The organism is Pseudomonas sp. GW460-LB5 (genome assembly GCF_059423245.1).
The window spans coordinates 19,379-45,820 of sequence record NZ_JBWKXT010000025.1 but is presented as its reverse complement, the minus strand read 5'-3'; the positions used below and the strand labels follow the sequence as shown (position 1 = coordinate 45,820).

At 62.4% G+C, this 26,442-nt stretch carries 29 protein-coding genes and 1 pseudogene; 16 read left to right on the top strand and 14 right to left on the bottom strand.

The genetic code is table 11. The features are described from left to right. Positions 1-135 precede the first annotated feature (135 nt). A complete protein-coding gene (locus tag AC07XM_RS16400; RefSeq protein WP_016487172.1) occupies positions 136-600 on the bottom strand; it encodes a hypothetical protein in 465 nt (154 codons plus the stop codon). 127 nt (positions 601-727) lie between these two features. Between AC07XM_RS16400 and ligD the strand changes: the two genes are divergently transcribed. Genes ligD through AC07XM_RS16375 form a run of 5 tightly spaced genes read left to right on the top strand, consistent with a single transcriptional unit; the run spans position 728 to position 6,332 of the window. Continuing rightward, entirely contained in the window at positions 728-3,229 is a 2,502-nt protein-coding gene (ligD, locus tag AC07XM_RS16395; protein ID WP_102689404.1) for a DNA ligase D, read from the top strand. Between the two features lie 40 nt (positions 3,230-3,269). After that, positions 3,270-4,313 (top strand): acyl-CoA dehydrogenase family protein, encoded by a 1,044-nt coding sequence (locus AC07XM_RS16390; RefSeq protein ID WP_102689405.1) that lies wholly within the window; start codon positions 3,270-3,272, stop codon positions 4,311-4,313. After that, entirely contained in the window at positions 4,310-5,065 is a 756-nt protein-coding gene (locus AC07XM_RS16385; RefSeq protein WP_016487175.1) for a PIG-L deacetylase family protein, read from the top strand. Before AC07XM_RS16390 ends, AC07XM_RS16385 begins: the two co-directional genes overlap by 4 nt. Positions 5,066-5,076: 11 nt before the next feature. Further along, the gene (locus AC07XM_RS16380; RefSeq protein WP_016487176.1) at positions 5,077-5,676 is read left to right on the top strand and encodes a class I SAM-dependent methyltransferase; all 600 of its coding nucleotides are present in this window, start codon (positions 5,077-5,079) and stop codon (positions 5,674-5,676) included. Next, a complete protein-coding gene (locus AC07XM_RS16375) occupies positions 5,673-6,332 on the top strand; it encodes a glycosyltransferase family 2 protein (RefSeq protein ID WP_060517794.1) in 660 nt (219 codons plus the stop codon). Before AC07XM_RS16380 ends, AC07XM_RS16375 begins: the two co-directional genes overlap by 4 nt. 10 nt (positions 6,333-6,342) lie before the next feature. On the opposite strand, the gene AC07XM_RS16370 is transcribed toward AC07XM_RS16375, so the two are convergent. From AC07XM_RS16370 to AC07XM_RS16330, 9 genes are all read right to left on the bottom strand, one after another. Beyond that, a complete protein-coding gene (locus tag AC07XM_RS16370) occupies positions 6,343-6,930 on the bottom strand; it encodes a phosphorylase family protein (RefSeq protein WP_016487178.1) in 588 nt (195 codons plus the stop codon). A 56-nt stretch (positions 6,931-6,986) separates the two neighbouring features. Next, on the bottom strand, positions 6,987-8,093 hold the full coding sequence (locus tag AC07XM_RS16365; protein WP_016487179.1) for a carboxylate-amine ligase: 1,107 nt from the start codon (positions 8,091-8,093) through the stop codon (positions 6,987-6,989). Positions 8,094-8,099: 6 nt separating this feature from the next. Continuing rightward, a complete protein-coding gene (locus AC07XM_RS16360; protein ID WP_060517798.1) occupies positions 8,100-9,053 on the bottom strand; it encodes a methyltransferase in 954 nt (317 codons plus the stop codon). Next, a complete protein-coding gene (locus tag AC07XM_RS16355; protein WP_102689406.1) occupies positions 9,053-10,384 on the bottom strand; it encodes an iron-containing redox enzyme family protein in 1,332 nt (443 codons plus the stop codon). Before AC07XM_RS16355 ends, AC07XM_RS16360 begins: the two co-directional genes overlap by 1 nt. A 20-nt stretch (positions 10,385-10,404) precedes the next feature. Further along, positions 10,405-10,602 (bottom strand): hypothetical protein, encoded by a 198-nt coding sequence (locus AC07XM_RS16350; protein ID WP_016487182.1) that lies wholly within the window; start codon positions 10,600-10,602, stop codon positions 10,405-10,407. 60 nt (positions 10,603-10,662) lie between these two features. Continuing rightward, positions 10,663-10,845 carry a con-10 family general stress protein gene (locus AC07XM_RS16345; RefSeq protein WP_016487183.1) on the bottom strand — a complete coding sequence of 61 codons (183 nt, stop codon included), beginning with the start codon at positions 10,843-10,845 and terminating at the stop codon, positions 10,663-10,665. Between the two features lie 147 nt (positions 10,846-10,992). After that, complete coding sequence (locus AC07XM_RS16340; RefSeq protein ID WP_102689407.1) at positions 10,993-12,276, bottom strand: NTP/NDP exchange transporter; 1,284 nt, start codon at positions 12,274-12,276, stop codon at positions 10,993-10,995. Between the two features lie 4 nt (positions 12,277-12,280). Continuing rightward, positions 12,281-13,192, bottom strand: a complete 912-nt coding sequence (locus AC07XM_RS16335; protein WP_102689408.1) for an aldo/keto reductase — start codon at positions 13,190-13,192, stop codon at positions 12,281-12,283. Between the two features lie 88 nt (positions 13,193-13,280). Continuing rightward, positions 13,281-14,144, bottom strand: coding sequence for a Dyp-type peroxidase (locus AC07XM_RS16330; protein WP_016487186.1), 864 nt, complete (start codon positions 14,142-14,144; stop codon positions 13,281-13,283). Between the two features lie 184 nt (positions 14,145-14,328). On the opposite strand from AC07XM_RS16330, the gene AC07XM_RS16325 reads away from it, so the two are divergent. Beyond that, entirely contained in the window at positions 14,329-15,222 is an 894-nt protein-coding gene (locus AC07XM_RS16325) for a bile acid:sodium symporter family protein (protein ID WP_016487187.1), read from the top strand. 117 nt (positions 15,223-15,339) lie between these two features. On the opposite strand, the gene AC07XM_RS16320 is transcribed toward AC07XM_RS16325, so the two are convergent. Further along, positions 15,340-15,807: a sterol desaturase family protein gene (locus tag AC07XM_RS16320; protein ID WP_102689409.1), complete on the bottom strand. Its 468-nt coding sequence runs from the start codon at positions 15,805-15,807 to the stop codon at positions 15,340-15,342. A 395-nt stretch (positions 15,808-16,202) separates the two neighbouring features. Between AC07XM_RS16320 and AC07XM_RS16315 the strand changes: the two genes are divergently transcribed. The 4 genes from AC07XM_RS16315 (at position 16,203) to AC07XM_RS16300 (ending at position 18,367) form a co-directional block, all read left to right on the top strand. Beyond that, positions 16,203-16,916: an MgtC/SapB family protein gene (locus tag AC07XM_RS16315; protein WP_016487189.1), complete on the top strand. Its 714-nt coding sequence runs from the start codon at positions 16,203-16,205 to the stop codon at positions 16,914-16,916. A 17-nt stretch (positions 16,917-16,933) separates the two neighbouring features. Continuing rightward, on the top strand, positions 16,934-17,443 hold the full coding sequence (locus AC07XM_RS16310; RefSeq protein ID WP_102689410.1) for a GNAT family N-acetyltransferase: 510 nt from the start codon (positions 16,934-16,936) through the stop codon (positions 17,441-17,443). Between the two features lie 163 nt (positions 17,444-17,606). Then, positions 17,607-18,107, top strand: a complete 501-nt coding sequence (locus AC07XM_RS16305) for a DUF4142 domain-containing protein (protein ID WP_023047393.1) — start codon at positions 17,607-17,609, stop codon at positions 18,105-18,107. An 8-nt stretch (positions 18,108-18,115) separates the two neighbouring features. Next, a complete protein-coding gene (locus AC07XM_RS16300) occupies positions 18,116-18,367 on the top strand; it encodes a hypothetical protein (protein ID WP_023047394.1) in 252 nt (83 codons plus the stop codon). Between the two features lie 95 nt (positions 18,368-18,462). On the opposite strand, the gene AC07XM_RS16295 is transcribed toward AC07XM_RS16300, so the two are convergent. Both AC07XM_RS16295 and AC07XM_RS16290 read right to left on the bottom strand, forming a co-directional pair. Beyond that, entirely contained in the window at positions 18,463-18,627 is a 165-nt protein-coding gene (locus tag AC07XM_RS16295; RefSeq protein ID WP_016487193.1) for a DUF6021 family protein, read from the bottom strand. 55 nt (positions 18,628-18,682) lie between these two features. Next, a complete protein-coding gene (locus tag AC07XM_RS16290) occupies positions 18,683-19,669 on the bottom strand; it encodes a DNA-binding protein (protein ID WP_102689411.1) in 987 nt (328 codons plus the stop codon). Between the two features lie 284 nt (positions 19,670-19,953). Here AC07XM_RS16290 and AC07XM_RS16285 point away from each other — a divergent pair, with 284 nt between their 5' ends. The 6 genes and pseudogenes from AC07XM_RS16285 to AC07XM_RS16260 all read left to right on the top strand — a co-directional run bounded on the left by AC07XM_RS16285 (position 19,954) and on the right by AC07XM_RS16260 (position 25,186). Next, positions 19,954-20,187 (top strand): 2Fe-2S iron-sulfur cluster-binding protein, encoded by a 234-nt coding sequence (locus AC07XM_RS16285; protein ID WP_371262306.1) that lies wholly within the window; start codon positions 19,954-19,956, stop codon positions 20,185-20,187. A 247-nt stretch (positions 20,188-20,434) separates the two neighbouring features. Further along, positions 20,435-20,863, top strand: a pseudogene (locus AC07XM_RS16280) (type 2 periplasmic-binding domain-containing protein); the annotation flags it as partial. Positions 20,864-20,923: 60 nt separating this feature from the next. Then, the gene (locus AC07XM_RS16275; RefSeq protein WP_102689413.1) at positions 20,924-22,081 is read left to right on the top strand and encodes an alpha/beta hydrolase family protein; all 1,158 of its coding nucleotides are present in this window, start codon (positions 20,924-20,926) and stop codon (positions 22,079-22,081) included. Between the two features lie 449 nt (positions 22,082-22,530). Further along, positions 22,531-23,136 (top strand): helix-turn-helix transcriptional regulator, encoded by a 606-nt coding sequence (locus AC07XM_RS16270; RefSeq protein ID WP_016487200.1) that lies wholly within the window; start codon positions 22,531-22,533, stop codon positions 23,134-23,136. A gap of 104 nt (positions 23,137-23,240) precedes the next feature. Then, on the top strand, positions 23,241-24,242 hold the full coding sequence (locus tag AC07XM_RS16265; RefSeq protein ID WP_060517808.1) for a threonine/serine dehydratase: 1,002 nt from the start codon (positions 23,241-23,243) through the stop codon (positions 24,240-24,242). Continuing rightward, a complete protein-coding gene (locus AC07XM_RS16260; protein ID WP_102689414.1) occupies positions 24,239-25,186 on the top strand; it encodes an ornithine cyclodeaminase family protein in 948 nt (315 codons plus the stop codon). The genes AC07XM_RS16265 and AC07XM_RS16260 overlap by 4 nt, the downstream gene beginning before the upstream one ends. 13 nt (positions 25,187-25,199) lie before the next feature. Here the strand turns inward: AC07XM_RS16260 and codA are convergent, their stop codons facing one another. After that, positions 25,200-26,441: a cytosine deaminase gene (gene codA, locus AC07XM_RS16255; protein ID WP_016487203.1), complete on the bottom strand. Its 1,242-nt coding sequence runs from the start codon at positions 26,439-26,441 to the stop codon at positions 25,200-25,202. Position 26,442 lies beyond the last annotated feature (1 nt).

The window sequence follows — 26,442 nt, the reverse complement described above, 5'->3', positions numbered from 1 at the left end:
CATGCCCCCAATTCGCGGGACAAGCCCGCTCCCACAGCCTAAGCCCGAAGGACTGAGCAATCGCCAGTTAGAACAGCTCACATACCGGCGTATCCAAGGTGCAGGCACAGTGCGCGCAGGTACAGCGGGGTTCTTTCACGGCTTGCCCTCCTCGTCTTCGATCACGTCATCAGTCCACGGTTTACCATCCAGCGGCGCTGATCGGGCCAGTTCGGCCTCATCCAGGCCTATGCCACCGCCGATCTCGTCGGCGTCCACGTGCCGCAGGCTCTGGTCTGCCGGGCCGCCACTACCACCCGGTTCGTGCGGGTCACGGGCACCGGTTTCATCCAGCAACGTGTCCGGGCTCAAGTCGTCATAGGTAACATTGTCCTCATGCAAGCTGTCGCTCAGGGCCTCGCCGCCGGTCATGCCGCTTTCGGCCACGCGCCGAGGCGGAAACTCCCGGGCGACTTCATCGGCCGGTCGCTCATCGCCCACACGCCCTTCACGTTCATCAAGGCGGTCATCAAAGTCCAGCTCACGGACGCTGCCCATGCGGTCTTCGGTGTCGTCGATCTCTGGAGGGGTATACGGCTTTGGTTCATCTGTGCGTGCCATGTGCGTTCTCCGTCAGGTGGCTTCATTAAGTCGACTGCACCTGCGTGTGGAAGATTCAGAGTTTTTTGAACTACCACCCTACGCGGCGCCTCCCACCTTAGAGACTGCGAACTGCCCGGAAACCGCCATGGCCAAGCCCCTGCAGGAATATGCGCGCAAGCGCGACTTCAATGCCACGCCCGAGCCCAGCGGCAAGCGCAGCCGTGGCAAGCGGGTGCAGGCGCTGCAGTTCTGCATCCAGAAACATGACGCCAGCCACCTGCACTACGACTTTCGCCTGGAGCTGGATGGCACCCTGAAAAGCTGGGCGATCCCCAAAGGCCCGTCGCTCGACCCCAAAGTGCGCCGCCTGGCCGTGCACGTCGAGGACCACCCGCTGGATTACGCCGACTTCGAGGGGCATATCCCCGAAGGCCACTATGGTGCAGGTGATGTGATTGTCTGGGATCGCGGTGTATGGGAGCCCGAGGGCGATGCGCATGAAGCCTACGCCAAAGGCAAGCTGCGTTTCCGCCTGCAAGGCGAAAAGCTCAGCGGTGTGTGGAACCTGTTTCGCACCCGCCTGGATGGCAAGAAAGAGCAATGGATGCTGGTGAAATCACACGACGACCAGGCTCGCAGCGAGGCCGACTACAGCGTCGTGCAGGCCCAGCCCGATAGCGTGCTTAGCGACCGCACCCTGGTACCGCGCAAAGCCGCTGCGAAAAAAGCCGCCGCACCGCGCGTCAGCCGCAAGCGCACCGTCAAAGGCCCGAAGGTGCCCCTGCCTGCACAGCTGAGTCCGCAGTTGGCAACCTTGGTCGACTCGCCCCCCAGCGGGGACTGGCGCTACGAGGTCAAATTCGACGGTTACCGGATTCTGGCCCGTATCGAGGGTGATGACATCCGCCTGTTCACCCGCAACGGCCATGACTGGAGTAGCAAGATGCCCCGCCAGATCGCCGCACTGCGCGAGCTGGGCCTCGATGCAGCCTGGCTCGATGGTGAAATGGTGGTGGCTGACGAAAATGGCGCAGCCGATTTCCAGGCGTTGCAGAACGCCTTCGACACCGAGCACGATGACGCCATTACCTACTACCTGTTCGACCTTCCGTTCCTCGGTGGCCAGGACCTGCGCCAGGTAGCGCTGCAGGGCCGGCGCGACACCTTGCGCCAACTGCTTGAGCGCGATGAGTCCGGTGTACTCAAGTTCTCTGCCGACTTCGACGAGCCCGTGCAATCTTTGCTCGACAGCGCCTGCCGGCTTGAGCTGGAGGGTTTGATCGGCAAGCGTGCCGACAGCCCGTACAGCGGCCGTCGCAGCCCGGACTGGGTCAAGCTCAAGTGCAAGCAACGCCAGGAGTTCGTGGTCGTCGGTTATACCGACCCCAAAGGTAGCCGCAGCGGCTTCGGGGCCCTGTTGCTGGCCCTGCATGACGACGACAGCGGTCAGTTGCGCTACGCCGGCAAGGTTGGCACCGGCTTCAGCACGGCGACCCTGGCCAGCATCCATGCTCGGCTCAAACCCCTGCAAATCGCCAAGCCAGCGTTGGCCAAACCGCCTACCGGTGCCGAAGCGCGCGGTGTGCACTGGCTGCAACCGCAATTGTTGGCCGAAGTCGCCTATGCCCAGATGACCCGAGACGGCATCGTGCGCCACTCGGTGTTCCATGGCCTGCGCGATGACAAGGCGGCCACCGCCATCGACCTGGAGCGCGCCATGCCTACCCAGACCGTGCCCAAACGCAACAAGCAGGCGAAGGCGCCTGAAAACCTGGGTGAACTGCGCCTGACCCACCCCGACCGGGTGATCGACGCCACCACCGGCGTGACCAAGCGCGAGGTCGCCGAGTACTACGCCAGCGTTAGCCAGTGGATCCTGCCCCAGCTCAAGCAACGCCCGGTGGCGCTGGTGCGCGCCCCGGACGGCCTGGCCGGGGAGCTGTTCTTCCAGAAAAACGCAGGCCAGCTGCACATACCTAACGTCATCAGCTATGAAAAGGCCGAGGCCGGCCAGGCGGCGATGGTCATCAACCGCCCGGACACCCTGCTAGGTGCTGTGCAGATGAACATGCTCGAACTGCACACCTGGAACGCCACGGACAAGGACTTCGACAAACCGGACCGCTTCGTACTTGACCTGGACCCCGACCCCGCGCTGCCCTGGAAGGCCATGCTGGAGGCCACCCAGCTCACCCTCACCCTGCTCGACGAACTGGGCCTGAAGGTGTTCCTGAAAACCAGTGGCGGCAAGGGTATTCACCTTGTCGTGCCCTTGACCCGGCGGTCGGGCTGGGACGAGGTCAAGGACTTTAGCCACGCCATCGTCGATTACCTGGCCAAGCTGTTCCCGGATCGCCTCAGTGCAGTGTCGGGGCCGAAAAACCGCGTGGGGCGGATCTTCATCGACTATCTGCGCAACGGCAAGGGCGCCACCACAGCCTGTGCCTACTCCTTGCGTGCCCGTGAGGGGTTACCTGTGTCGGTACCGATCTGGCGCGAGGAACTGGCGCACATCAAGGCTGCCAATCAATGGAACATTGCCAACCTGCACGAGCGGCTGGCAGAAGTTGATGACCCATGGGCGGAGATGGGCAAGGTACGCCAGTCCATCACCGCACACATGCGCAAGCAACTGGGGCTGAAATGATGGGGCAACGGCGATTGGACATGAACCTGGAGACACAATGATGAGCATCGTTCAGGACTTCAACCTGACCACCCTCGACCGCCTGTTACGTACCTTTGGCGAGCGCCAGCAACCCCTTAACCTCGATACGCAACTGCCGCAGCTGATCCAGGCGCTGCAAGCCGACCATCTCGACCTGTTGCCATTGCCGGGCCAAGGCAACACACTGCGCCGCTGGCAGACCCTGGCCCGTGTGGCCGGTTGCGACCTGGCGCTGGCCAAGCTCTATGAAGGCCACACCGACGCCCTGGCCATCCTTGCTGAATGCGGCGCCGCCCACCACGCCGTAGACGGCATCTGGGGCGTGTGGGCCGCTGAGCCGCCCGATGCACGTGCGCAGGTGACGGCGCGCGAAGGTGACCAGGTGCGCCTGCAAGGCCGCAAGGCCTGGTGTTCAGGGGCCTTGCAGATCGACCGGGCGCTGATCACTGCCTGGGATGAGGCGGACCAGCCGCAACTGGTGGCGATCGAGCTTTCACAGCCGAACCAGGGGCTGTGCATCGAACATTGGCAAGCAGTCGGCATGGCCACAACTGCCAGCGTCGAGGTGACATTCAACGACACCCCCGGCACGCTCATCGGCACGCCGGGCCAATACCTGGCACGCCCTGGCTTTTGGCATGGCGGTGCGGGCATCGCTGCCTGCTGGTACGGCGCGGCCGAGGCACTGGCAGACTACCTGCGCGAACATTGCCGCAAGCCCCGCCCCGACCCCCATGCCGATGCGCACCTGGGGGCAGTGGATGCTGCGTTGTACGGTGCCCGCGCGGCGCTGCGCGAATGTGCGGCCTGGATCGACCGGCAACCTGGCGCAGATGCCAGCTTCGAAGTGCGCCGCACGCGTGCCCAGGTGGAACACGCCGTGGAACGCGTGATCAGCCACGTTGGGCGAGCGCTGGGAGCCACGCCATTCTGCCGCAGCAGCCATTTTGCCCGGCTGTGCGCTGACCTACCGGTATTCATGCGCCAGAGCCATGCCGAGCGCGATCTGGCGGTGCTGGGCCATCAGCTCACCCAACTACCGGCCGGGGTGTGGCAGCTATGAGCCAGAACCTTATTCAGTCCGCCAACGGAACGCCTTGGGCAGCCTGGCAGCAAGGTGCGCATCTTGCCCGCGCTACATGGCTCGATCCAATGCAGCTGTGCCCACCTGGGCGCCGGCTGGTGTTGATCGCGCCGCATCCGGATGACGAAATCCTCATGGCAGGTGGTCTGCTGGCGGGTTTCAAGGGACGCGAGGATGAACTGGTGCTGATTTCCGCCACCGACGGTGAAGGCAGCCACCCCGGCTCCAGCCACTGGACCGAGCACCGTTTGCGTCGACAGCGGCCGCAAGAGAGCCGCCAGGCCCTGCTGCAGCTGGACCTGGACCTTACCCATCTGGACTGGCGCAGGCTGCACCTGAAGGACGGCCAGTTACCGCGCGAAGAGGCATTCCTGGTCAGTCACCTCACCCAGTTGCTGCGGCCAGATGACCTGTTGATGGCCACCTGGCGTAATGATGGGCACTGCGATCACGAGGCCGTAGGCCGAGCTGCGGCACACGCGGCGGCCGCCCGCGGGGTGCAATTGGCAGAGGTGCCGGTGTGGGCGTGGCACTGGGCCGAGCCCGATGACCCGCGCCTGCCATGGCCGCGTGCGCACCGCCTGCAGCTCGATGAAAGCCGCCTGGCCCGCAAGCGCAAGGCCTTGGCCGCCCACGTCAGCCAGCTGGAGCCGGACGCCGAGCAGCCGCCGGTGCTGCCACCCCGCTTGATGGAATGTCTGCTGCAACCTTTCGAACTGGTGTTCCTGTGAATGGAGCTGTCATGAGCCTGGATCCGCAATATTTCGCCGAGCTGTACGCCACCAATGAAGACCCTTGGGCTTTTCGCACCCGCTGGTACGAGAAGCGCAAACGCGAGCTGGTAATGGCCAGCCTGCCCCGCCAGTGCTATCAGCGCGTATTCGAGCCAGCCTGTGCCAATGGTGAGCTCAGTGCGTTGCTGGCCGATCGCTGCGCCGACTTGCTGTGCCAGGACCTTGATCCAACGGCCGTAGGCCTGGCCCGCGAACGCCTCGTCGATGTGCCCAACGCCTCGGTGGAAATGGCCCGGCTACCAGCGGACTGGCCGGGCGGGCGCTTCGACCTGATCGTGCTCAGCGAAGTCGGTTACTACCTCGATCCTACAGACTGGCTGCAGGTCATCGAGCAATCGGTGGCCAGCCTGACCTACGACGGCGCCCTGCTCGCCTGTCACTGGAAACACCCCATCGTGGGTTGCCCACAGGATGGACGGGAAGTGCATCGCATGCTGGCCCAGCACCTGCCTCTGCATCACCAGTTCCGGCATGAAGAGGCAGACTTCGTACTGGAATACTGGTCCTGCCAGCCCAGCGTGGTTGACCTGGACGAGACCTGCCCATGATTGCCGTGGTCATTCCGGCGCACAACGAAGCCCGCCGCCTCGGGCGCTGCCTGCGGGCAGTGTTGGTCGCTGCCATGCAAGCGCAACAGGCGGGGCACCGGGTAGACGTGTTGGTGGTGCTGGACCGTTGCAGCGACGGTAGTGCCGCGGTGGCGCGGCGCTTCGGTGTGCGGGTTTTGGAGGTGGATGCCGGTAATGTCGGCATGGCGCGCCGGGTGGGCGCAGCGCACATGGTCGAGCGTGGTGCGCAGTGGCTGGCGTGCACCGATGCCGATAGCCAGGTGCCGTCGCACTGGCTGGTGTCGCAGCTGGCCTGCAGCGCCGAGGTGGTGTGCGGTACCGTGCATGTCGAGTATTGGCAGCCCTGGCAGAAAGCTGCCCTGCGCAAGCTGTACCAGAGCCGCTATGAAGCGCGCGAAGGCCATCGCCATGTGCACGGCGCGAACCTGGGTGTGTGCGCCGCTGCCTATCAACGCGTGGGTGGCTTCCAGCCCCTCGCGGCGCATGAAGATGTGCAGCTGGTCAGCGACCTTCAGGCCAGCGGCGCGCAGATTGTCTGGACCGCCAGGCACAGCGTGGCCACCAGCAGCCGCCTCGACAGCCGCGCCCGGGAAGGGTTTGGTGACTACCTGGCGGGTTTGCAGGCGCAGGTGTGATGAGGCTTGGTCACACCTGACTGAACAGCACCCGCTTGAACGCCTCGGCCGCCAGGTGAACCTGCACCGCCCAATCCCCTGCTGCATCGCTGCCGGCATCATCGGAAATGTATTTCAGGCACACAAACGGAATGCCTTCACCGCGTGCGATCAACGCCAGCACATAGGCTTCCATGTCGACCACGTCATAAGGCGCGTCGCCATGGTTGATCTCGAAACTGTCACCGCTGCCACAGGTTTCCAACGGTAGCCCGGGGATTGCTGCGCCATGCTCCAGGACTACCGGGATATCCGACAAGGGTGTCTCGTATCGGGCAAAGCCCAGCGGTGTGACGTCCATGTCACGTTGTACGAAACGGTTGCAGCACACCACCTGGCCTTTGCCGTGGCGCTGGCTGCCAGCCGATCCAAGGTTGACGACAAGTCTGGGCCTGCGGGTTGCAATCGCCTTGGTCAGTGCAATCGCCGCATTGACTTTGCCAATGCCGGTGAACACGGTGTTCACCTCGGTGAAGACTTCTCCCGCCTCGGCCTCGAGGGCAAAGACGAACAGCGTGTCATCCAGGGAAATGTCGGGGAATTGCTTGATCAGCATCATGGAGCAGGTGTTTCCGCGTGGCTGCAAGGGGCGCGGCCATTGTCGGCCAACGCCGGCTAATTGCAAGTCCCGGCGGCCACCACCGCTTGCAGCGCCTGTGCCTTGCCGACCCCGCTCGCGATAGCCTGTGTCAGGCAGTGCAACTGCTGGTCGGCATGAGTGCCCTCGCGCAGCAGGTGCCGTGCATGCTGGCAAGCACGCTCGGCATCCACGCTGTCGACCGGCACCAGCGCCTGCAACTGACCAAGCCAGCCCTCAGCCGTGACTGGCTGTTGTTCGTGCATACCAATGAACCGTGCATGACGCCCATAGCGCATGGCGCGCCAGTAGTTCTCCTGAGCGATCCAGCGAAGCTCACGGTTGCAGGGCAACAGGTCATGGCGACCGGTAACCTTGTGCTCTACCAAATGGCGAAACAGCGCGGCGATACACAGGGTATCTTCCAGTCGCGGGCAACCATCGCAGATACGCAACTCCACCGTCGGGAAGCGCCGCGAAGGCCGAATGGCCCACCAGAAGTCGCCATCCACAGCCAATGCACCGGTCCGCTGCAACAAGGCGCGGTAGCGTTCATAGGCAGCCCAGTCCGGCAAGGCTTCGGGCAAACCCATGTGCGGCCATTCCCCGCAAATCACTCGGCGATAGCTCATGTAGCCGGTCTGCTGACCCGCCCACATAGGCGATGAGGTGCTCAGCACCAGTAATAACGGCAGCCAGACCAGCAAGCGGTTGATCAGTTGCATGCGGTCACAACCTGGCGGAACGCCAACGTGCACGTGCAGACCATTGAGCAGGCTTCGCTGGGCTACATGCCGGTAGTCATCGAACAGTTGCTGGTAATGTGCCGGGGCAGCGGCCTTCTGCCGCAGCCAGGCGGTGCTTGGGTGGCTCGCCGCGCCGTACAGCCCAATCCCCTCCTCTGCCAGCGCAAGACTCAGCCGCTGCCGCCGCAGTTGGAAGAACTCATGGGCTTCATGAAGGTGGGTGAACACCGGCGAGGCCAACTCAATCTGGCTGCGGAACATTTCCTGCACAAAATATTGGCCCAGCGCTTCGCGGCAACGCCCGATTACCGCAGACGATGGTGCTGCCGGGACCTGTCCCGAGCCCAGCCTTACCAGCAGGTATTCTTCCTCGATGCCGAATGTGCAGGCCCGGGCCATATTGCTTCAGCGATGACGGGTTACGGTGAGCGCCACGGCGGCGATCCGTTCGACTTGCTCATAGCCCGGCTCGGCCAGTTGCTCGCCAAACACGTCAGGGTCGATCTCCCGGTACACCCAGGCCCATTGTGGCCCTGCGAGGCGCAGGCGGATGGCTTCGAGCAACGCATCGCGGCCATCGACAATGGCTACGCCGGTGTAGAGCAGCAAGGTACCGTGGCGGCTCAGGCGTTCGCATCCTTGTTCAACGATGCGCAGCGACAGTTCGGCGCCCAGGGCGCCGCCGCCGTGGCGGTAGGTGCGGGCGCTACGGTCGAGCATGTACGGCGGGTTGGCGACAATCAGGTCGAACGTACCGGTAAGGGCGTCCAGCAGGTCGCTGGCCACTACGGACACATTGCTCACCCCCGCCAGCGCCGCGTTGATCGTAGCGTAGCGCAACGCCAAGGGGTTGATGTCGACGGCGCTGACCTGGGCATGCTGGGCCGCACGCGCGATCAGCAACGCGCCCACCCCGCTGCCACAGCCGATATCGACTGCGTGCTCCACCGGCATGGGGTTATGCTGCAGGTGCTCGTGAATGACCTGGGCAAAACGGTAGCTGTCCGGGCCGAAGAACACCGCATCGCTGCCATCGGTGGGGAACGCCGAATGCACCAGCAGCAGGTCGTCCAGGCTGGACCAGCGCACTGAGCTGCCGAGTAAGTCACCCTTCGGGACCAGCACCTGGGCGCGTTCGAGCAACTGCAATTCATCCGTTGATAGCAGGCCCGGGGCGAAGGGCCGACTCCAGCCGAACACGTCGCGCAGGTTGCTGGCCTGCCCGGAACCCTCACGGGCGTTGACGCGGGTGTGGGTCGCAGGTGTCACACTGGTAAATCGGTAGCCGTCGGCGCGTAGCCGCTGGCCCAGCTGCAGCAATGCCTGATCGGCTTCGAACTGTCTGGCGGTCAGCCTCATCAGCGGGGTTCCTCCTGAAGCAGCCCGGTGGTGCGAATGTATGCCCGGGTCGCCGCCAGGCCCTCGGGTGTGGCGTGGCGGTTGCCGGCCATGCGCTCGATCAACGTTGCGGGTCGGTCACCCGACATTTCGCTGTGTGCTTCGTCCGGGGATTCGGGCAGGCCCCAGCTACCGGGTGCTACACGGCGGATCGCGGGGCGCCAGGTGTCGGCAATCCAGTCGTGCCACAGTTGTTTCTCATAACTGTTGAATACGCCGAACATTGCCGCTGCAGGCCCTTCGATCAGCTTCCACCAGCGGCTCTGGGCCGGGTCCTGGCCTCGCTGAATCCAGCCTTGGGCCTGTAGCGCGGCAACGAACGCGGGCATGGCGCCAGGGGTGGCCAGCCATTGGTTGACGGTGCGCTGTTCAAGGCGGCAACGGTCGGCATGCATGAATTGGCCATAAACCCGTTTGCGCTCCAAGGCGGCGAACAATTCATCCTGCAGGTCGAACTGGCGGATAAGGTCAGCCGCAGCAGTACCTAGCTCGTTCAGGCGATAACCGTTGCGAACCCTCGCGTAGAACGACTTCTGGTCATGCTGAGGGCATAGCTGGCGCAGCGCCTGCAGCGATAGTTGAGCGTGGCCACTGGCAGCATTGTCAATCGTCACATGCAACTGGAAGTAGTGGCCGTCGATGCCCAGTTCTGCCAGTTCGCTGGTGGTAATCAGCAAGTGCAGCGGCGGTTGTTCATAGCCGAGGTTGTAACCAATGACCTCGGGCAGGTGGGTGTCGCAACAGTGCCCCAAGGCCAGTTGCAGGCAACCCTGTAAGTAGCGTGCTTCGTCAAGCGGCATTGCCTCGACACACCCGAGGCGGCCCAGCAGGCGCTGATAGATCAACACATGGTTGCTACGCGGGTCGCCGTTGCCGAGCTCTTCCAGATAAGTTCGGATCAACCCGTGAAAACGTGGGTCGCGCCAGTGGCACAGCGTGCCGTGCAGCCAGGCACCGTCCACCGCTTTGGTCGGGGCGACCTGCTGCAGAAACCACAGCGCGTGAGCGCGATTGACAAAGAAACGGCGTGGAGCGCCTTGCCGGCGTTGTTCCAGGTAGTCGGCGTAGCCGGCGGCGACATCGGCAGCACACCTGGCGCTCCAGGCAGGCAAATCCGAAGGTGAGTCTGGCAGGTCATCCGGCAAGCGTTCAGCACGTGCAAGTTGCTCGTCGAGCCACAGGGCGCTGGCGTCATCTTCGCCGGCCAGCATTGCCTCATAGCGCTGTTGCAGGCTGGACCGCCCAGCGATCATTGACGAAGCTAAAGCGTTGTCGCGGTTCATCACCCTCATGCCGTGCTCCTTATTGCGCCTTACTGGCTCGGTTTCTGACCAGGCATCGGCTCAGGGTCGGGCGCGGGCTGCGGGGCCGGTTTACTGTCGGGTTGTTGCATCTGCAGCGATGGCTTGCTGAGGTCGCCATCCTTGCCAGGGTGATCGTTGTCGCGGTCGAAACAGCCGCCGAGCATCGTCAGCGAGCCCATCAGGATGATGAGTGGAGTCAGTCGCATGGGGCCTCCCCCTCTGGTTGATTGCAGTGCCAGGCAGTCCCGGCACTGCAAGTCGGTCATTTACGAACGGCCGCCCTTGCGGCCCGACTCGCGATCGCTGGGCGTGTGGCTGCCCGAGGACTGCCCGCCTTTGCGCCCGGCTTCAGACGCTTTTTCGCGGTCGTTGGCGAAGTTGCCTGGGTTTTTGTTACCGCCCTGGCTGCCTGTTTGATTGCCGGTACGGCTGTTGTCTTTAGTGGCCATGGTCTTCAAACCTCGTATGACTTCGAAATGCACGGCAGGCTGCCGTACACAAGTTCGGAGTTCGGCGATATGCGGGGATTCGTTTTATTGCGAAGGGTTCGGACCGGTGGCGTTAAATAAGCGGCAATGCCATATTTGGCGCCCCTGTCAGTCGTGCGGCGGGTTATCCATGCGGGCCTGCTGCCGACCCAGCCAGCCCCCCGTCACGGCCCAGCCCACGGCAATGATTGCGCCGATCAGCATCGCCAGCTGTGGGTGCTCGCCCATCACGTCCAGCGCGCGCTTGAGCCAGCCGCTCAGGGCATCGCCGCCACGGTAGATCACGGTATCGATAAAATTCTTGGCTTTGTACTTGTCCTCGGCGGACAGCACGGTGAACAGCATCTCCCGCCCTGGCCGCACCAACGCGTATTCGCCGGCGCGGCGCACTACCATTACCACCACGAATACCGCGAACACCGGTGCCAGTGCCAGCCACAGGAACCCTGCTGCCATCACCAGCGGTACAGCTACCAGCAACACCCCGACGCCCAAGCGCCGGGCCAGGCGCCCGGTCAGCAATACCTGGGTGAGGATTGCCAGGGCCTGCACCACGGTGTCGATCAGGCCGAATACCTGGGTTTGCCGGGTGCGGTCGGTGAAGGTTTCGCTGACGATGCGCGCCTGCTCGAAGTACAGGAAGGTGCTGACGCTGGCCAGCAACACCACGAACAGAGCAATGCCTAGCAGATAGGGCGAACGCAGCACGGCGGTAGCGCCGGTAAACGGGTTGCCACCCAAGGGGCGCGAGCCCGGGGACTCGACCTGTTGCGGTAGTGGGTGGCGCACTCGCCAGCGTTGCAGGAACAGGGCCGCACCCATACTGCCTAGCAAAAGCGCTGCCGCCAGTATCAGCAGCCCGCAATGGCCCAACGGTGCGACAAGCAAGGTGCCGAGAATGGGGCCGCTTAGCCCGCCCAAGCTGGCCCCGGCTGCCAGCAGGCCGAACAGCCGCTTGCCTTGTGCGGTGGAAAACAGGTCAGCGAGCACGCTCCAGGCCAGCGAGATGGTCAGCAAATTGAACACCGATAACCAGACGTAAAAGGCCCTGGCTGTCCAAAGATTGTCCGAATTACCGGCAAACAGTGCCGCGAACATCAACAGGTTGCTGGCAAAGAAACCGTAGGTCCAAGGCAGGATATGCCGGCGTTGCACCCTTGATGCCAGCCAGCCGAACAGCGGCAGGCACGCCAAGGTGGCGATGAAGGTGCCGGTGAACAGCCATTGCAGGTTGTCCACGCCGCCCGCAACACCCATGGTTTCGCGCACCGGGCGCAGCATGAAGTAACCGGTGAACAGCAGGTAGAACAGCAGCAAGCCGGCGATTACCGCCGGCCCCTCGCCGGGCTGCATGTTCAGCCCTTGGACAAGGCGCCGCCGCCAGGCTTGCATGATGTCAGGCAAACTGCTGGATCAGCGCCTGTTGCTGCGCCTGGGTGAGCATGGGTTCATGCCCGGCCTTGAGCTGGTCGAGCTGGCGATCAGGCCGGCCGGTGGCGGGGATGACCGTGGTCACTGCCGGGTGGCTGATGGCGAATTTGAGAAACAACTGCGCCCAACTGCCGATGCCCGCTTCGCTGGCCCAGCCCGGCAAGGCCTTGTCCTTGACCTTGGCAAACAGGCGGCCATCGTCGAAGGCACGGTTGATCAGCACCGCAACGCCCCTGTCCTGGCACAGCGGCAGCAGTTCGCGGGCGGCGTCGGGGGCATTGACGGAGTAGTTGATCTGGATGAAGTCCAGCGGCTCGCTGCGCACGATTCGGGCAACGTCGTCCTGGCCACTATTCAGATAATGAGTGATGCCGACATAACGGGTCAGGCCTTGCTGCTTCAGTTCGCGCGCATAGGGCAGTTGGGTCTGCCAGTCACGCAGGTTGTGGATTTGCAGCAGATCGACTTTGTCGGTACGCAGGCTCCTCAGGCTGCCGGCCCATTGCGCTTCGGCGTCGGCCCGGCTGTCGGCGGCGATCTTGGTGGCAATAAAGCACTGCCGGTGCCAGCCGCCCTCTTCCAGCAACTGGCCAAGAATGCTGTCGGCACCGCCATAGTTGGGCGAGGTGTCGATTACACGGCCGCCCCCTTCGAAAAACGCCTTGAGTACCGCTTTCAATTGCTGATACTGGGCCGAGCCGGTTTCTACTTCGAAACTGCCGGAGGTACCGGCACCAATCACCGGCAACGCTTCACCGGTGGACGGTATTTTGCGCGTCAGCAAGCCCGCCGGGGCGGCGGCGTGCAGCCAGGGGCTGGCGGCGGCCAGCAACCCCAGCGTGGCACCTGCGCGTAGGACGTCACGACGTGCGTACATGGAAAGCTCCCGTCATGAAGCGGAAACTTTCAAGGCTAGCCGCTCCATACCGGGCCGGCAGGTGTTTCTGTATCTGGATGTTAAGTGATCAGGCTCGTAGCAGCTGGCTCAGGTCCACACCCGTCTCGCCCATGGGCGGGCACCAGTAATAGCCGCCCGTCAGTGGCCGGCTGAAGCGGTACAGACCGTCGATGATACCGTCCTCCAGGCCGCTCATGCGCCGCAACTGCACTTCGAACGCATCGAAGCTGTGGCCCAGGGCAACGAAGGCCAAGCCGGCGCCACGCGGGTCAGCCCAGGCTACCGAGCGACGGACCATGAACGCCTCCGGCGCAAAGCTTTCCTGGGCGGTGCGCTTGACGTGTGCGGACTCGGGGGCATCGTCCAGCTCTTCGTTATCGCTCAGGCGGCGGCCCATGATGTTGTCCTGGTCAGCCTGGGGCAGCGACTTGAAGTACTCCAGGTCGTGTTTCCACAGCTGGAACGCGGCAAAGCTGGAACCATCGGCAGCAATGGCCGCCTGTACGGCGTCTTCGTCCACCGGGTTCTCGGTGCCGTCTTCGTAGCCTGTCAGGTCATGGCCGCCGCGGTGCAGGAAGCCATCGACACTGTCGGCCAGGCGCAGGGCCGGGGCCAATAGATGTTCCAGGGCCTGGGCCCGCAGCAGCAGGTCGCCGCGCTCGTTACCACGCAGCCACAGCCACAGGGCATGTTGGGTGCTCGGGTTCTCCACAGCAGCGTCCAGCACCGGAAAAGCACGCAGGCCTGGCACTGCACGGCCCAGGGCCTTGGCCAGCGGGGCGCCGACCCCCAGGATCAGTTGGTCGCCATCGACCTGTTGCAGCAAGGCATCCAGAGCGGCAGGCAACGCCTCGGGCGACTGCAGGGTGAAAAACAGGTGACGGGCATGGGCCGGCACCGGGGTGGCAAGCAGCCCTTTCTGGAACGGCATGACAGGCTAATCCTCGGACAAAAGCGGAATGCTACTGCGCCTGCAGGCCCGCTGCAATGCGGCATGGAGCCTCGCTGATCGCTGCGGTTGGTAACAAACGGTTACCAAGAGCTGGCCCTTTGCAATTAGCTATCAATCAACGCCAGCCTACACTCCTCGAGGCCCTTCGCCCGAGAGACCGCTCATGACCGCCTCGCCCCTGTTAACCGCCTTCCTGCCGCTCGCGTTGGGCATCATCATGCTCGGCCTTGGGCTGTCGCTGACCCTGGCCGATTTCGCGCGCGTGGTGAAATACCCCAAACCGGTGGTGGTAGGCCTGGCCTGCCAGATCTTGCTGTTGCCACTGGTGTGCTTCCTGATCGCCAATGGCTTTGGCCTGGAGTCGGCCCTGGCGGTGGGGCTGATGCTGCTGGCAGCTTCGCCGGGCGGCACCACGGCCAACCTGTTCAGCCACCTGGCCCATGGCGATGTGGCGCTGAACATCACGCTCACGGCGGTGAACTCGCTAATCGCGATTCTGACCATGCCGTTGCTGGTGAACCTGTCGCTGAGCTGGTTCATGGCCTCGGACCAGGCCATTCCACTGCAATTTGCCAAGGTCTTGCAGGTATTTGCCATTGTCCTGTTGCCGGTCGCACTGGGTATGCTGATCCGCCGTTACGCCCCTGGTTTTGCCGCACGCATGCAGAAACCGATGAAACTGGTGGCGGCGCTGTTCCTGGCCTTTACCATTGTCCTGGCGCTGGCCAAGGACTGGCAGACCGTGGTCGAGTACGCGCCGGTGGTGGGCCTGGCTGCCCTGCTGTTCAACCTGCTTAGCCTGGCCGTGGGCTACTGGGTGCCGCGCCTGTTGAATATTCCCAAGCGGCAGGCAATTGCCATTGGCATGGAAATCGGCATTCACAACGGCACGCTGGCGATTGCCTTGGCGCTCAGCCCTTCATTGCTGAACAACGCAACCATGGCGGTGCCCGCGGCGCTGTACAGCCTGATCATGTTCTTCACGGCGGCAGGTTTTGGCTGGTGGGTCAGCCGCGGGCACGTGGCGGCAGCGCCCAAAGGGGAAACAGTGAATTGAAGCAGTGACTGGTATGGGAGCGGGCTTGTCCCGCGAAGCAGGCAACGCGGTGTATGGCACCGGCTTTGCCGGTGTTCGCAAGACACGCCCGCTCCCACAAGAGGCAAATCCAGGTTGTCACTGCTGGCTGCGCTTGCTGCGCAATTGCTGCTTCAGCACTTTCAAAGGCGGCGCATAAAAAAAACCGAACGACACACTCCCGGTGCGCCCTTTCACTGCATGGTGCAAACGGTGCGCACGATACAGTCGCTTGAGGTAGCGGTTGACCGACCGTGGTTTGCGCGGCCAATGCCGGTGAAAGAACCCGTCATGGGCCAGGACATACAACATGCCGTACCCTGCCACGCCGCCGCCAACCCATTGCAAGGGTGCATAACCAGCCTTGCCCAAGGCGACCAACCCCGTGGCGATGAGCCCCAACGCCAGCAGGTACAGGTCGTTGGTCTCGAGCATGCCCAAGTGTGGCTCATGGTGCGAGCGGTGCAGCCACCAGCCCCAGCCATGCATGATGTACTTGTGAGCCAGCGTGCCAACGCCCTCCATGGCCACCAAGGTGCCGAACAATACGGCGAGATTGAACAGCATGAAACAGTCCGGGTGATGGCAACGGGAGGCGCAAGGGTACCGTCAACCCAGGTTTTTTTCCATGCAGGGATGACCGTTGCAAACCATTCACCCATGAAGCCATTGTCATGTTTTCGCCCTTGACCTGCTCTGCCACGCGGCGTATGGTCCGCAGCGCAATTTTGCTTTGCTCAACAGGAGACCTGCCTTGGACAGTAGCCCCAGTCGCTTGCGACAGGCCCACGTGGTGCGCTAGCCCGGCAGTGTCCTGCGCTGTCTGGCCGCCCTGGCAAGACGGTGGTTTCCTTTAACCCCGCTTCTCCTCCTCTCCTCGTGGTCCTGCGCATTTTTCTGGTTTTTCAACCACGCCAACAGATGGCGTTCATGCGGGTGTGTGCCCGCGGAAGAGGTTTGCTATGGATTGGAAAGTATTTTTGCTGCGCGTCAGCATTGCCCTGCTGCTGGGGGCACTGATCGGTGCCGAACGGCAATTGCGTCAACGCCTGACCGGGCTGCGCACCAATGCGCTGGTGAGTACCGGTGCCTGTCTGTTCGTGCTGATGACCCAGGCAGTGCCAGGCATGGCGCCTGCCGATGCCTCGCGCGTTGCCGCCTATGTAGTGTCGGGCATCGGCTTTCTCGGTGGTGGCGTGATCATGCGCGATGGCTTTAACGTGCGCGGCCTGAACACGGCGGCTACCTTGTGGTGCACGGCTGCGGTCGGTGTGCTGTGCAGCCTTGGGCTGCTGCTGGAGGCGGCACTGGGCAGCCTGGTGGTGCTGTGCGCCAATATCCTCTTGCGGGACATCGCCCAGCGCCTGGACCGTCAAGACGTAGTGCCTGCCAGCGAGGTGGAGCAACACTTCGAGGTGCGCATCGTCTGCCGCGCCGAGGACGAAATCCAGGTGCGCAGCCTGATGCTGCATAGCCTGGGCGATCCGCAGCTGCGGTTACAGTCGCTGCAAAGCGCAGACCTGGACAGCCCTGCACGCCTGGAAGTACGTGCCGAGCTGCTGGGTACCGCACAGGCACCGGCTCAACTGGAGCGGCTGGTCAGCCGGGTCAGCCTGGAAAAAGGCGTCAGCTCGGTGCGCTGGCAATTACAGCCGCACGTGTTGGCGGCCGACTAGGACGACAGGAGTGCTTCATGCTTATCCGCCCTACCCTTGAGCACGATATTCAATACCTGCCGGACGTGGAGCGTTCGGCAGCCCAGGCTTTTGCTGGCTGGCCAGCGCTGGCCTGGCTCGCCCAAGCTGATGTGATGGATTGCGCCGCGCACAGGGCTTTCGCCGCGGGCGGTGGTAGCTGGGTTGCTGAAAACCCGATCGGGCAGATTGTAGGGTTTGCGTGCGTGCGGCGTGCGGGCCAGGCATTGCACCTTCATGAGATATCGGTGCGTCAGGATGCCCAAGGGCAAGGCGTCGGTAGCCGATTGCTGCAGCAGATCATCGATGTAGCGCGTTGCGCAGATGTCCGCGAGCTGACGTTGACCACCTTTGTCGATGTGCCCTGGAATGCGCCGTTTTATGCACGGTTCGGGTTTGAGGTGATCGATGAGGAGCGGCTGGGCGAACGACTCCTGCGTATGCTGGCCAGTGAGCACGCTCAGGGCCTGAAGGGGCGCTGTGCCATGCGTCTTTGCATGGCGCATTGACCGTTGGGGTGCAGAGCGCACGGCCATACCGTGTTCGCCGGTTTTCACTGCGTTGGCGCGTGGTGCGGTCGAAACCGGTGGCGAAAAAAATTAAACCTTTGCCTCACTCTCACCCTCCACCGTACGCGACACTGAGGTCGCCCCACGGTTTAAGGAGTGAAGCATGAGCAATCTCTTCATCAAGCGCGTTGGTTTCTCCATGGTGTTGGGCCTGGCATCGGCGCACGCACTGGCGGCGAGCTCCGATGACTTCGTCGATGCGGCCACCGAGGCCGGCATCGCCGAAGTGGTCACCGGCAACCTGGCTAAGGAAAAAAGCCAGAATGACGAGATAAAGACATTCGCCCAGCAAATGGTCACTGACCACACCCAGGCGAACCAGAAGCTCGGCGACATCGCCCGCAAGCTGGATATTTCCGTTCCGGATGACGCGGCCATGACCGACAAGGTCAAGAAGATGATCCTGGAATGGCGTGATGAATCATTCGACAAGTCGTACATCAACAACCAGGTTGATGCTCACGAAAAAGCGGTCGAACTGTTCAAGAAAGAGGCTGCATCGTCCGACAAGGCCGAGCTGAAGGCCTTCGCCAGCGAAACCCTGCCAAAACTCGAACAGCACCTGGAGCATGCCAAGGCGCTTCAGGCCAAGCACGCCAAGTGAGGCCCTCCATGAGCAACGATGCACTGAAAACAGAAGTCCTTACCCGCCTGCTGCATTCGCATCCGCAAGGGCTGGGCAAGGAAGTGCTGGACAACTACCGCGGTGAGAAGGCGGTGGCTGACGTACTGAAGACGCTGCAGGAGGCCGGCTTGATTCACGACGGCAGCGTGGTCGTGGGCAGTGACCAGCAGGTCAGCGTGCACTACCCGATCAAGCTGTCGGCAGCGGGTGTCGAAGCCGCGCGACAAGCCGAATCCTGAATACCCGCCCGTCGGCCCAAAAGGCCGCTCTCATGGAGCCCCTGCTAGCTCATTGAGCTAGCAGGGGCTCTGTTTGAGTGGGCGGGCCAACACCCTCACGTGTTCTTTTCGATGTCTCCAGGCGCCTTGGCCGGCCCTTGCGGATCCACCTGCGGGTCGTCAAGATCCGGGGAATCAGGGTCGAAACCAAGATCGTCCGGTTTGTCGGCCTGCTCCGTCGAGTGAGGCCCTTCTTTGCGTTCTGGCTCAGATGGCTGCATGGCGTTTTCTCCCGTGAGTGTCAAAGGAAGAACGCGCCAGCCACAGAAAGTTTGATTAATCTGCAGCGGGAGCCAGTTGCGCGCGACATTGCGCCAGCGCCTGATCACGCTCCTTCAACTGCTCCTCATACCGCTGTAACTGCCGCGCCTGTTCAGCGCACACATCGCGCCTGTGCTCCAGGCTCTGCGCTTGCACATCCAGCTGCCGGCGCATTTCCTCACTGGCGCCCTGGGCCTGGGCCAGAATCGTGCGCAAGCCCTGAATCTGCGCATCGCGTTGTTCCAGCAACTCTTCCTGCGCCCGGCACTCACTGGCAGCCTGGCGGTGCTCACCCAGCAACCGCTCGTTGTCCCGGTGCAGGCGGGTGAGTTCGTCCTGTTTGACGATCATGCCCTGTTGCAGCTGCCGCACCTCCACCTGCATCTGCTGCAACTGCGCTTCGTGGCGGCGCTGTTCCTGCTCGCGCTGTTCACGGCTGGCATTGCGATAGTGTTCCAGCGCATCACGGGCATGGCGGTGCTTGTCTTCCAGCGACTTGACCTGTTCGTCCTTGTCAGCCAGGCGCACCTGCAATTCACCCAGCGACTGGTTGAGGCTGGCACTGCGTAGCTGTTCGGCCTGCAGCGTGCTTTGTGTGGACAGCAGTTTTTCTGTCTCGGCGGCCAAGGCCGCTGCATCGATCTTGTGTTGCTGATGCGCTGCAGCCAGGGCTTGCTGGGCAATTTCAAGCTGCGCCTCAAGTTTTTCCCGCTGTTGCGTGAACGTGCTCTCGGCATGCTCGATCTTCAGGTCGGCCTCGTCCTGTAACTGCGTTGCCAATTGCCCGACCAGGCGGCTCAACACATCACTGAGCGCCACGCCACCTTCAGAAGCCACCGGCTGCTGGCCGTTCAACTCCTTCAGGTAACGGTGAATTGTGGTTTTGGAGCCGGTATTGCCCAGCTCGATACGTATGGCATCGATGCTGGGGTTCTCCCCCCGGGCAATCAGCGCCTGACGCGCCTGCTGCACTACCACCTTGTTGATACCGCCCCGGGCCATGCTTGCTCCTACGATTTTGTACTGTGTTATGTAACATGTAATTACGTACCAATTATGGCGATAACAGACCACGCCTGCAAACATTTCCTCAGGTGGAATAATCACGGCTTATCGCATGTGATAGGCAAAATATGGAGTTCGGGCGGTGTGGCGCCCAAATGTTGCGTGCAGTCGCGGCGCGTCATCGACCGGCTGCTCTAGGCAGAACGCACAACCGAAAATTGCGCCCGCTCGCAAGAACAAATGATGCACAACACGCCGCAGTACGTTTGGCCCACAGCGGCATGACTCTGCAGGTGCCAGCTGATCGCAGCGTCTCTGAAGTGCTGGAGGACGCCGGAGTGTGCGTGCCCCTTGCCTGTGAACAGGGTATCTGCGGCACCTGTTTTACCGGCGAGATAGATGGCGAGCCGGAACACCTTGAGAGTTTCCTGACTGCACAAGAGCGTGCACGCAACGATCAGTTCACGCCCTGCTGCTCTCGCTCGCGCAGCGCCTGCCTGGTACTCGACCGTTGACCCATAGCGCCCTATGCCATGAGCCTACACCGGCTTAGCAGAGGGCGCCTTTGCGAAGGCTTGCCAGGAAAACCGGTAGTGCGCTCCAAATGGGAAATACGTGATGGGTTTACACAGCTACCCGGCGATCTCCAGGTCTACCTGACCGAGGCGCTCACTGAACAGCCAATGGCCTTTGACCAGACGCAGTTTATCCCTGAAGGTGCCAATCAGATGGGGCGGGGATGCCATTGGGGCCTCCCCTTGCTCGCTGGAGCAGTACATCGAGATGGGCCATGTCGCCGTCGGCCTGGGGCGTAGCCGCGGCCTGAGCATCGAGGAGTGGCTGATGAACCAGTATGGTTTCAATCGTCGCATGGAAGTCGTCACTCACGACTTCAACACCCTCCCCCAACTGGTGATTGGCACCCAGCGCGTCGCCACGATGCATCGCCGCCTGGCTGATCTGTATGCGCAATACCTGCCGCTACGAATTCTGCCCCCACCGGTGAGGATTCCGCCGATGCGCGAGTTCATAGCCTGGCACCGCAGCATGGATGGCGACCCCATGCACCGCTGGCTGCGCGAAAGGGTTCAAGAGTTCATCACCACTGTGGACCAGCATCGGGAGGTATCGACCCGCGCGATACCTCGCATCCCGAGTATCGATTGGCCGAACGTGCACACCCGCTCCTAACATTGGCCGCGATCACGCCATTACGACGTGCGTGTCTAGCGACCAATAAGGACAACAACAATGTTCCGGTATTTCCCTACTAACTACGTTTGGAACCTTTCGGTAGGCCTCGCCATCGAGATGGGAGCGCGCATCGGCGAAATCGAGGAAATGTGCGGGCCGCTCCAGGAAGCGGCCAAGCAACCCGATGCCGCTGGGACACAGGCCTTCCGGGAGACTTGGTCGAAGATGGCAGACAAGCTCTGCTCATTGGCCCAGGAAGACGAAGCGCAAGGGCGCCTGTTTTCCGCCGGTGAAAAATACAGCCGTGCCTCCTCGTACCTTATCACCTGCGAACGCCTGCAGGCGCATGATGCTCCCGGCCGCCTGGACATGTACAAGCGCTGCCTCGAACTCTTCGCTCGAAGCCTTGAGCTGACAGAAGATAAATGCACGCGCGTCGAGATTCCCTATGAAGGCAAGCATATCGCTGGCCTTTTCATCCCTGCCGATAACGTATCAGGGCCGGCCCCGGTCCTGGTGCAGGTCAACGGGCTGGATTCGACCAAGGAAATGAAATACCGCGTTGGCCTGCCGGCTTGGCTGGCCAAACGCGGTGTGGCGTCGTTGATCATCGACCAGCCGGGCACCGGTGAAGCGCTGCGGCTGCAGGGGCTGACGGCCCGTTATGACTCGGAGCACTGGGCCAGCCGCGTGGTGGACTGGCTGGAAACCCGCGCGGATGTCGATGCCAATCGTATCGGCATGGAAGGCGTTTCGTTGGGCGGGTACTACTGCCCGCGCGCCGTCGCCTTCGAGCCACGTTTCGCCTGTGGTGTGTCGTGGGGCGCCAACCACGGCTGGCGCGACGTGCAGAAGCGTCGCCTGGAAAAAGAGGGCGACTTCCCGGTACCGCACTATTGGGCGCATGTGCGCTGGGTCTGGGGCGCCAAGGACATGGACGAATTCATGACCATCGCCGAGAACGTCCATCTAGATGGCGTGCTGGACCGAATCAAGGTGCCTTTCCTGGTCACCCACGGCGAGAAGGACTCACAGATTCCGCTCAAGTGGGCGCACCGTACTTATGAGCAACTGGTAAACAGTCCCAAGCGTGAGCTGAAAATCTTCACGGAGCGCGAAGGCGGCGTGCAGCACGCGAGCTTCGACAACAGCATGAATGCCGGCCAATACATTGCAGACTGGGTCGCTGAGACCCTCGGCGGCCGAGTAGCCTGAATGTCTCGGTAACGAGGTCGATCACGCCAACGGCAGGCACGTCAGCCTGCCGTTTTCAATACAGCATTCAGTTACTCCCGCTTGCCACCCAATCAAACGCAGCATCGTTGCTATGCCAGTCACTGCTCCAAGCTCCCTTCTCGCATTCCCAGTCGCAGAGAGCATATGGAAAAATTGCATCACCGCTATGCACTATCAAGGCGCAACTTCAGAAATTTAGTGTCTGAGACCTTCCTGGCGGCCTACCCCCCTTCTGGATGAAAACTGAATCTTTGAAACGTTAAGCGCCAAAATTCCAAGCTGTTGTTTTTATTGAAAGTTTATGCCAACTGCTTTCAGACTTTCAGTTTCGAGGGCTTTGTCACCGTACGCACGCTGCAGGAGCGCCACCTTGTGCCGGTTACGCTTTGCCGCCACCATGGGCGTCCAGCACTGATCACCGACAAAAAATGACCCTGGAAAACTACAAAGCAATCGCCGACAGCATCGCCCTGCTGCTGTATCCGCACGCTGAAGTCATCGTCCATGAGCTGCGCAGCCAGACCGTCGTGCACATCGCCAACAACTTCTCCCAACGCAAGCTGGGCGATGATTCGGCGATTGATCACGAACTGGGCGATTTGCTTGAGGGCGCCAACCTGGGCCCCTACGAGAAGCTGAACTGGAACGGCCAGAAGGTCCGCTCCATCAGCACCGTGCTACGCAACGCACAAGGCGAAGCCGAGCACCTGATGTGCATCAATCTGAACGTGTCGGTATTGGAGCAAGCCCGCGTGGCGCTCGATGCGTTCTTCCAGATGAGCCGGCTGGTACCGCAACCTGACGCGTTGTTCCGCAACGACTGGCAGGAACGTATCAACACCTTCCTGCATGCGTGGCTACAAGCGCGCAACCTTTCGCTACAGACACTGCAGATGAAAGACAAGCGCAGCCTGGTGCAGGCGCTGCATGCCGAAGGCGCATTCGAGGGGCGAAGTGGGGCTGACTATGTGGCCAACGTGCTGAGCATGGGCCGGGCCACCGTTTACAAGTACCTGAAAGAACTCAAGACCTAGCGGCGCGCTGCCACCGGCAAGAAGCTGCAAGTGGCTGCGCTCAGGGACTTGTCTATCGTGGATAATTATTCTACCGTGGACATATATTCCATAAGGAGCGCAGCATGCCAGCCTCTACTGCTTCACCGACTGCCGCCAATGCCGTTGACCTCGATGCACTGTACACGTCCATTGAGGAAGCCCACAGCGCACTGCGCCCCGCCGTCAGCATCACACCCCTCAGTCACAGCGCGCGGTTGTCGGCGCTGACCGGCTGCGAAGTCCTGCTCAAATGCGAGCACCTGCAACACACCGGCTCGTTCAAGTTCCGCGGCGCCAGCAACAAGATCCGCCTGCTGCCGGTTGATGTGCGCAAGCATGGGGTTATCGCTGCCTCGTCCGGCAACCATGGGCAGGCGCTCGCACTAGCCGGCAAAACGGCAGGTGTGCCAGTGACTGTGTACACCGCCACTTCGGCTTCGCCATACAAAATCGAGGCGATGCGCACCCTGGGCGCCGAAGTGCTTTGCCTGCCTACGGACCCACTGGGTGCAGAGCTGGAAGCCGCCAGGCAAGCCGAGGCTCAGGGTGTACCGTTCGTGTCGCCCTACAACGACCTGCAAGTCATTGCCGGTCAAGGCACCATCGGCATGGAATTGTTCGAGCAGGCACCAGACCTGGACGCAGTGTTCGTCGCCGTAGGCGGTGGCGGGATGATTGCCGGCATCGGTGCCGCCCTGCGCAGGCTCAACCCGGGCACCGAGATCATTGGCTGCTGGCCGGCCAATGACCCTGCCCTGGCGCAGTCCATCAAGGCCGGTGAAATTGTCGAGGTCGACGCCCTGGAAACGCTGTCGGACGGCACGGCTGGCGGCGTCGAGCCGGGCGCCATCACCTTGCCGCTGTGCCAGGCGCTGGTCACCGATACCGTGCTGGTCAGCGAGGACGAAATCCGCGCCGCCATGCGCGATATCGCCAGCAGTGAACGCTGGATCATCGAAGGTGCTGCAGCCGTCGCGGTTGCCGGCATGCAAAAGCTCGCCGAGCGCTACCAGGGCAAGCGTGTCGCCGTGATCCTGTGCGGCCGTAACATCCTGCTGGAAAAGTTCCTGGAGGCCGTTCGATGAAGGTTTTCAGCAAGGCGCAGATCGTCGCCAGCTTCAACCCGGAGCTGGCGGTAAGCAGGCTGGAGGAAGGCTTTATCGCCTACTCCGAAGGCACGGTACAGGTGCCGCCCGTGCAGGCCTTTGCATTTAAGGGGGCGAACGGTGACTGCTGTGTGAAATCGGCCTATATCGAGGGCAGCCCGACCTTCACGGTCAAGCTTTCAACCGGTTTTTATGACAACCCTGCCAAAGGCCTGCCGAGCAACGATGGCCTGATGCTGGTGCTGTCTGCGCTCACCGGGCAACCGCTGGCGCTGCTGCAGGACCAAGGCTGGCTGACCGGCATGCGCACCGCCCTGGCCGGGCGTATTGCTGCCAGGCTGCTGGCGCCGGACCAGGTCAAGGCCATTGGCATCCTCGGTACCGGCATGCAGGCGCAGATGCAGCTTGAACAGCTGCGCGCCGTTACCGATTGCCGCCAGGTCGTTGTCTGGGGCCGTCATGAAAGCGGGCTTGCGGCCTATGCGACATTTGCCCGTGAACTGGGCTTCGAGGTTCGCAGCACGCAGGATGCGGCAGAAGTTGCGGGCGCTGCAAACCTGATTGTCTGCACCACCCCTTCCCGCCAGCCGCTGTTACACAGCGAGTGGGTCCAGCCGGGCACGCATATCACTGCCATCGGCGCCGATGCACCTGGCAAGCAGGAACTGGACCCGGCACTGGTGGCCAGGGCGGACCGTATCATCGTCGACTCGGTCGCCCAGTGCAGCCAGTACGGCGAAGTGGCCCACGCGCTCGACAGTGGCCGGATAAAGGCGAACCAGCTGATCGAACTGGGGGCACTGCTGGCCGGGCGTGCCAAGGGGCGCGAGCACGACGGCCAGATCACCCTGGCAGACCTGACCGGCGTGGCAGTGCAGGACACGCAAGTCGCAAGCTGCGCCCTCGCTGCATTGGGCACCTGAGGCGACAGCGAAGTCAGAGCAGACGCTGCACCTGGGCCGGCGTACGCTGCATCAGCACCTTGCCATTGCGTACCGACACCAGGGCATGTCCCTGGGTGCGCACCATTTCGTAGTCGTCAGGCGCCGACAGCAGCAACAGGTTCGCCGGCCGCCCCACTTCGATGCCGTAGCGCTCGCCCAGGTTCAAGGTGCGGGCGCTGTTATCGGTGATCAGGTCAAGGCAACGCTGAAGGTCTTCGTAACCAAGCATGTGGCAGATGTGCAGGCCGGCCTCAAGAATGCGCAGGATGTTGCCGTTGCCCAGCGGGTACCACGGGTCGACGATGGAGTCCTGGCCAAAGCACACGTTCATGCCGGCACGGTCAAGTTCGGCAACACGGGTGACACCCCGGCGCTTGGGGTAGTTGTCAAAGCGTCCCTGCAGGTGAATGCTTTCGGTCGGGCACGACACGAAGTTGATACCCGACAACTTGAGCAGGCGGAACAGCTTGTAGCAGTAGGCATTGTCATACGAGCCCATGGCCACGGTATGGCTGGCCGTCACCCGGGCCCCCATGCCGCGCACCCGGGCCTCTTCGGCCAGCACTTCGAGGAAGCGTGACTGCGGGTCGTCGGTCTCATCGCAGTGCACGTCCACCAGGCAACCGGTGCGCTCGGCCAGGTCCATCAAAAACTTCACCGACGACACGCCCTGGTCGCGGGTGTTCTCGAAATGGGGAATGCCGCCGACCACATCGGCGCCAATCGCCACTGCTTCGGTCATCAGCGCCCGGCCGTTGGCGTAGGACTCGATGCCTTCCTGCGGGAAGGCGACAATCTGCAAGTCGACCAGCTCGCGTACTTCGTCACGCACCTCGACCATGGCCTTGAGTGCGGTAAGTTGCGGGTCGGTGACATCGACATGGGTGCGCACATGCTGGATACCGTGGTCCACCAGCATGCCGATGGTTTTTTTCGCACGGGTCTTGATGTCATCGTGGGTGGTGAGCTCCTTGCGCTCGGCCCAGCACTCGATGCCTTCGAACAGGGTGCCGCTCATGTTCCACCTGGGTTCGCCGGCCGTTAGGGTCGCGTCCAGGTGGATGTGCGGCTCGACAAAAGGCGCCACCACCAGATTTTGCCCAGCGTCCAGGTCATCGCCAGCGCCAGGTGCTTGCACCCCGCCCTGGGGCGTGATGGCGGCAATGCGCTCACCATTCAGTTCGATGCGGAACAGGCCAGGCTTGCCGCGCAGGCGTGCGTTGAGGATGTTCATG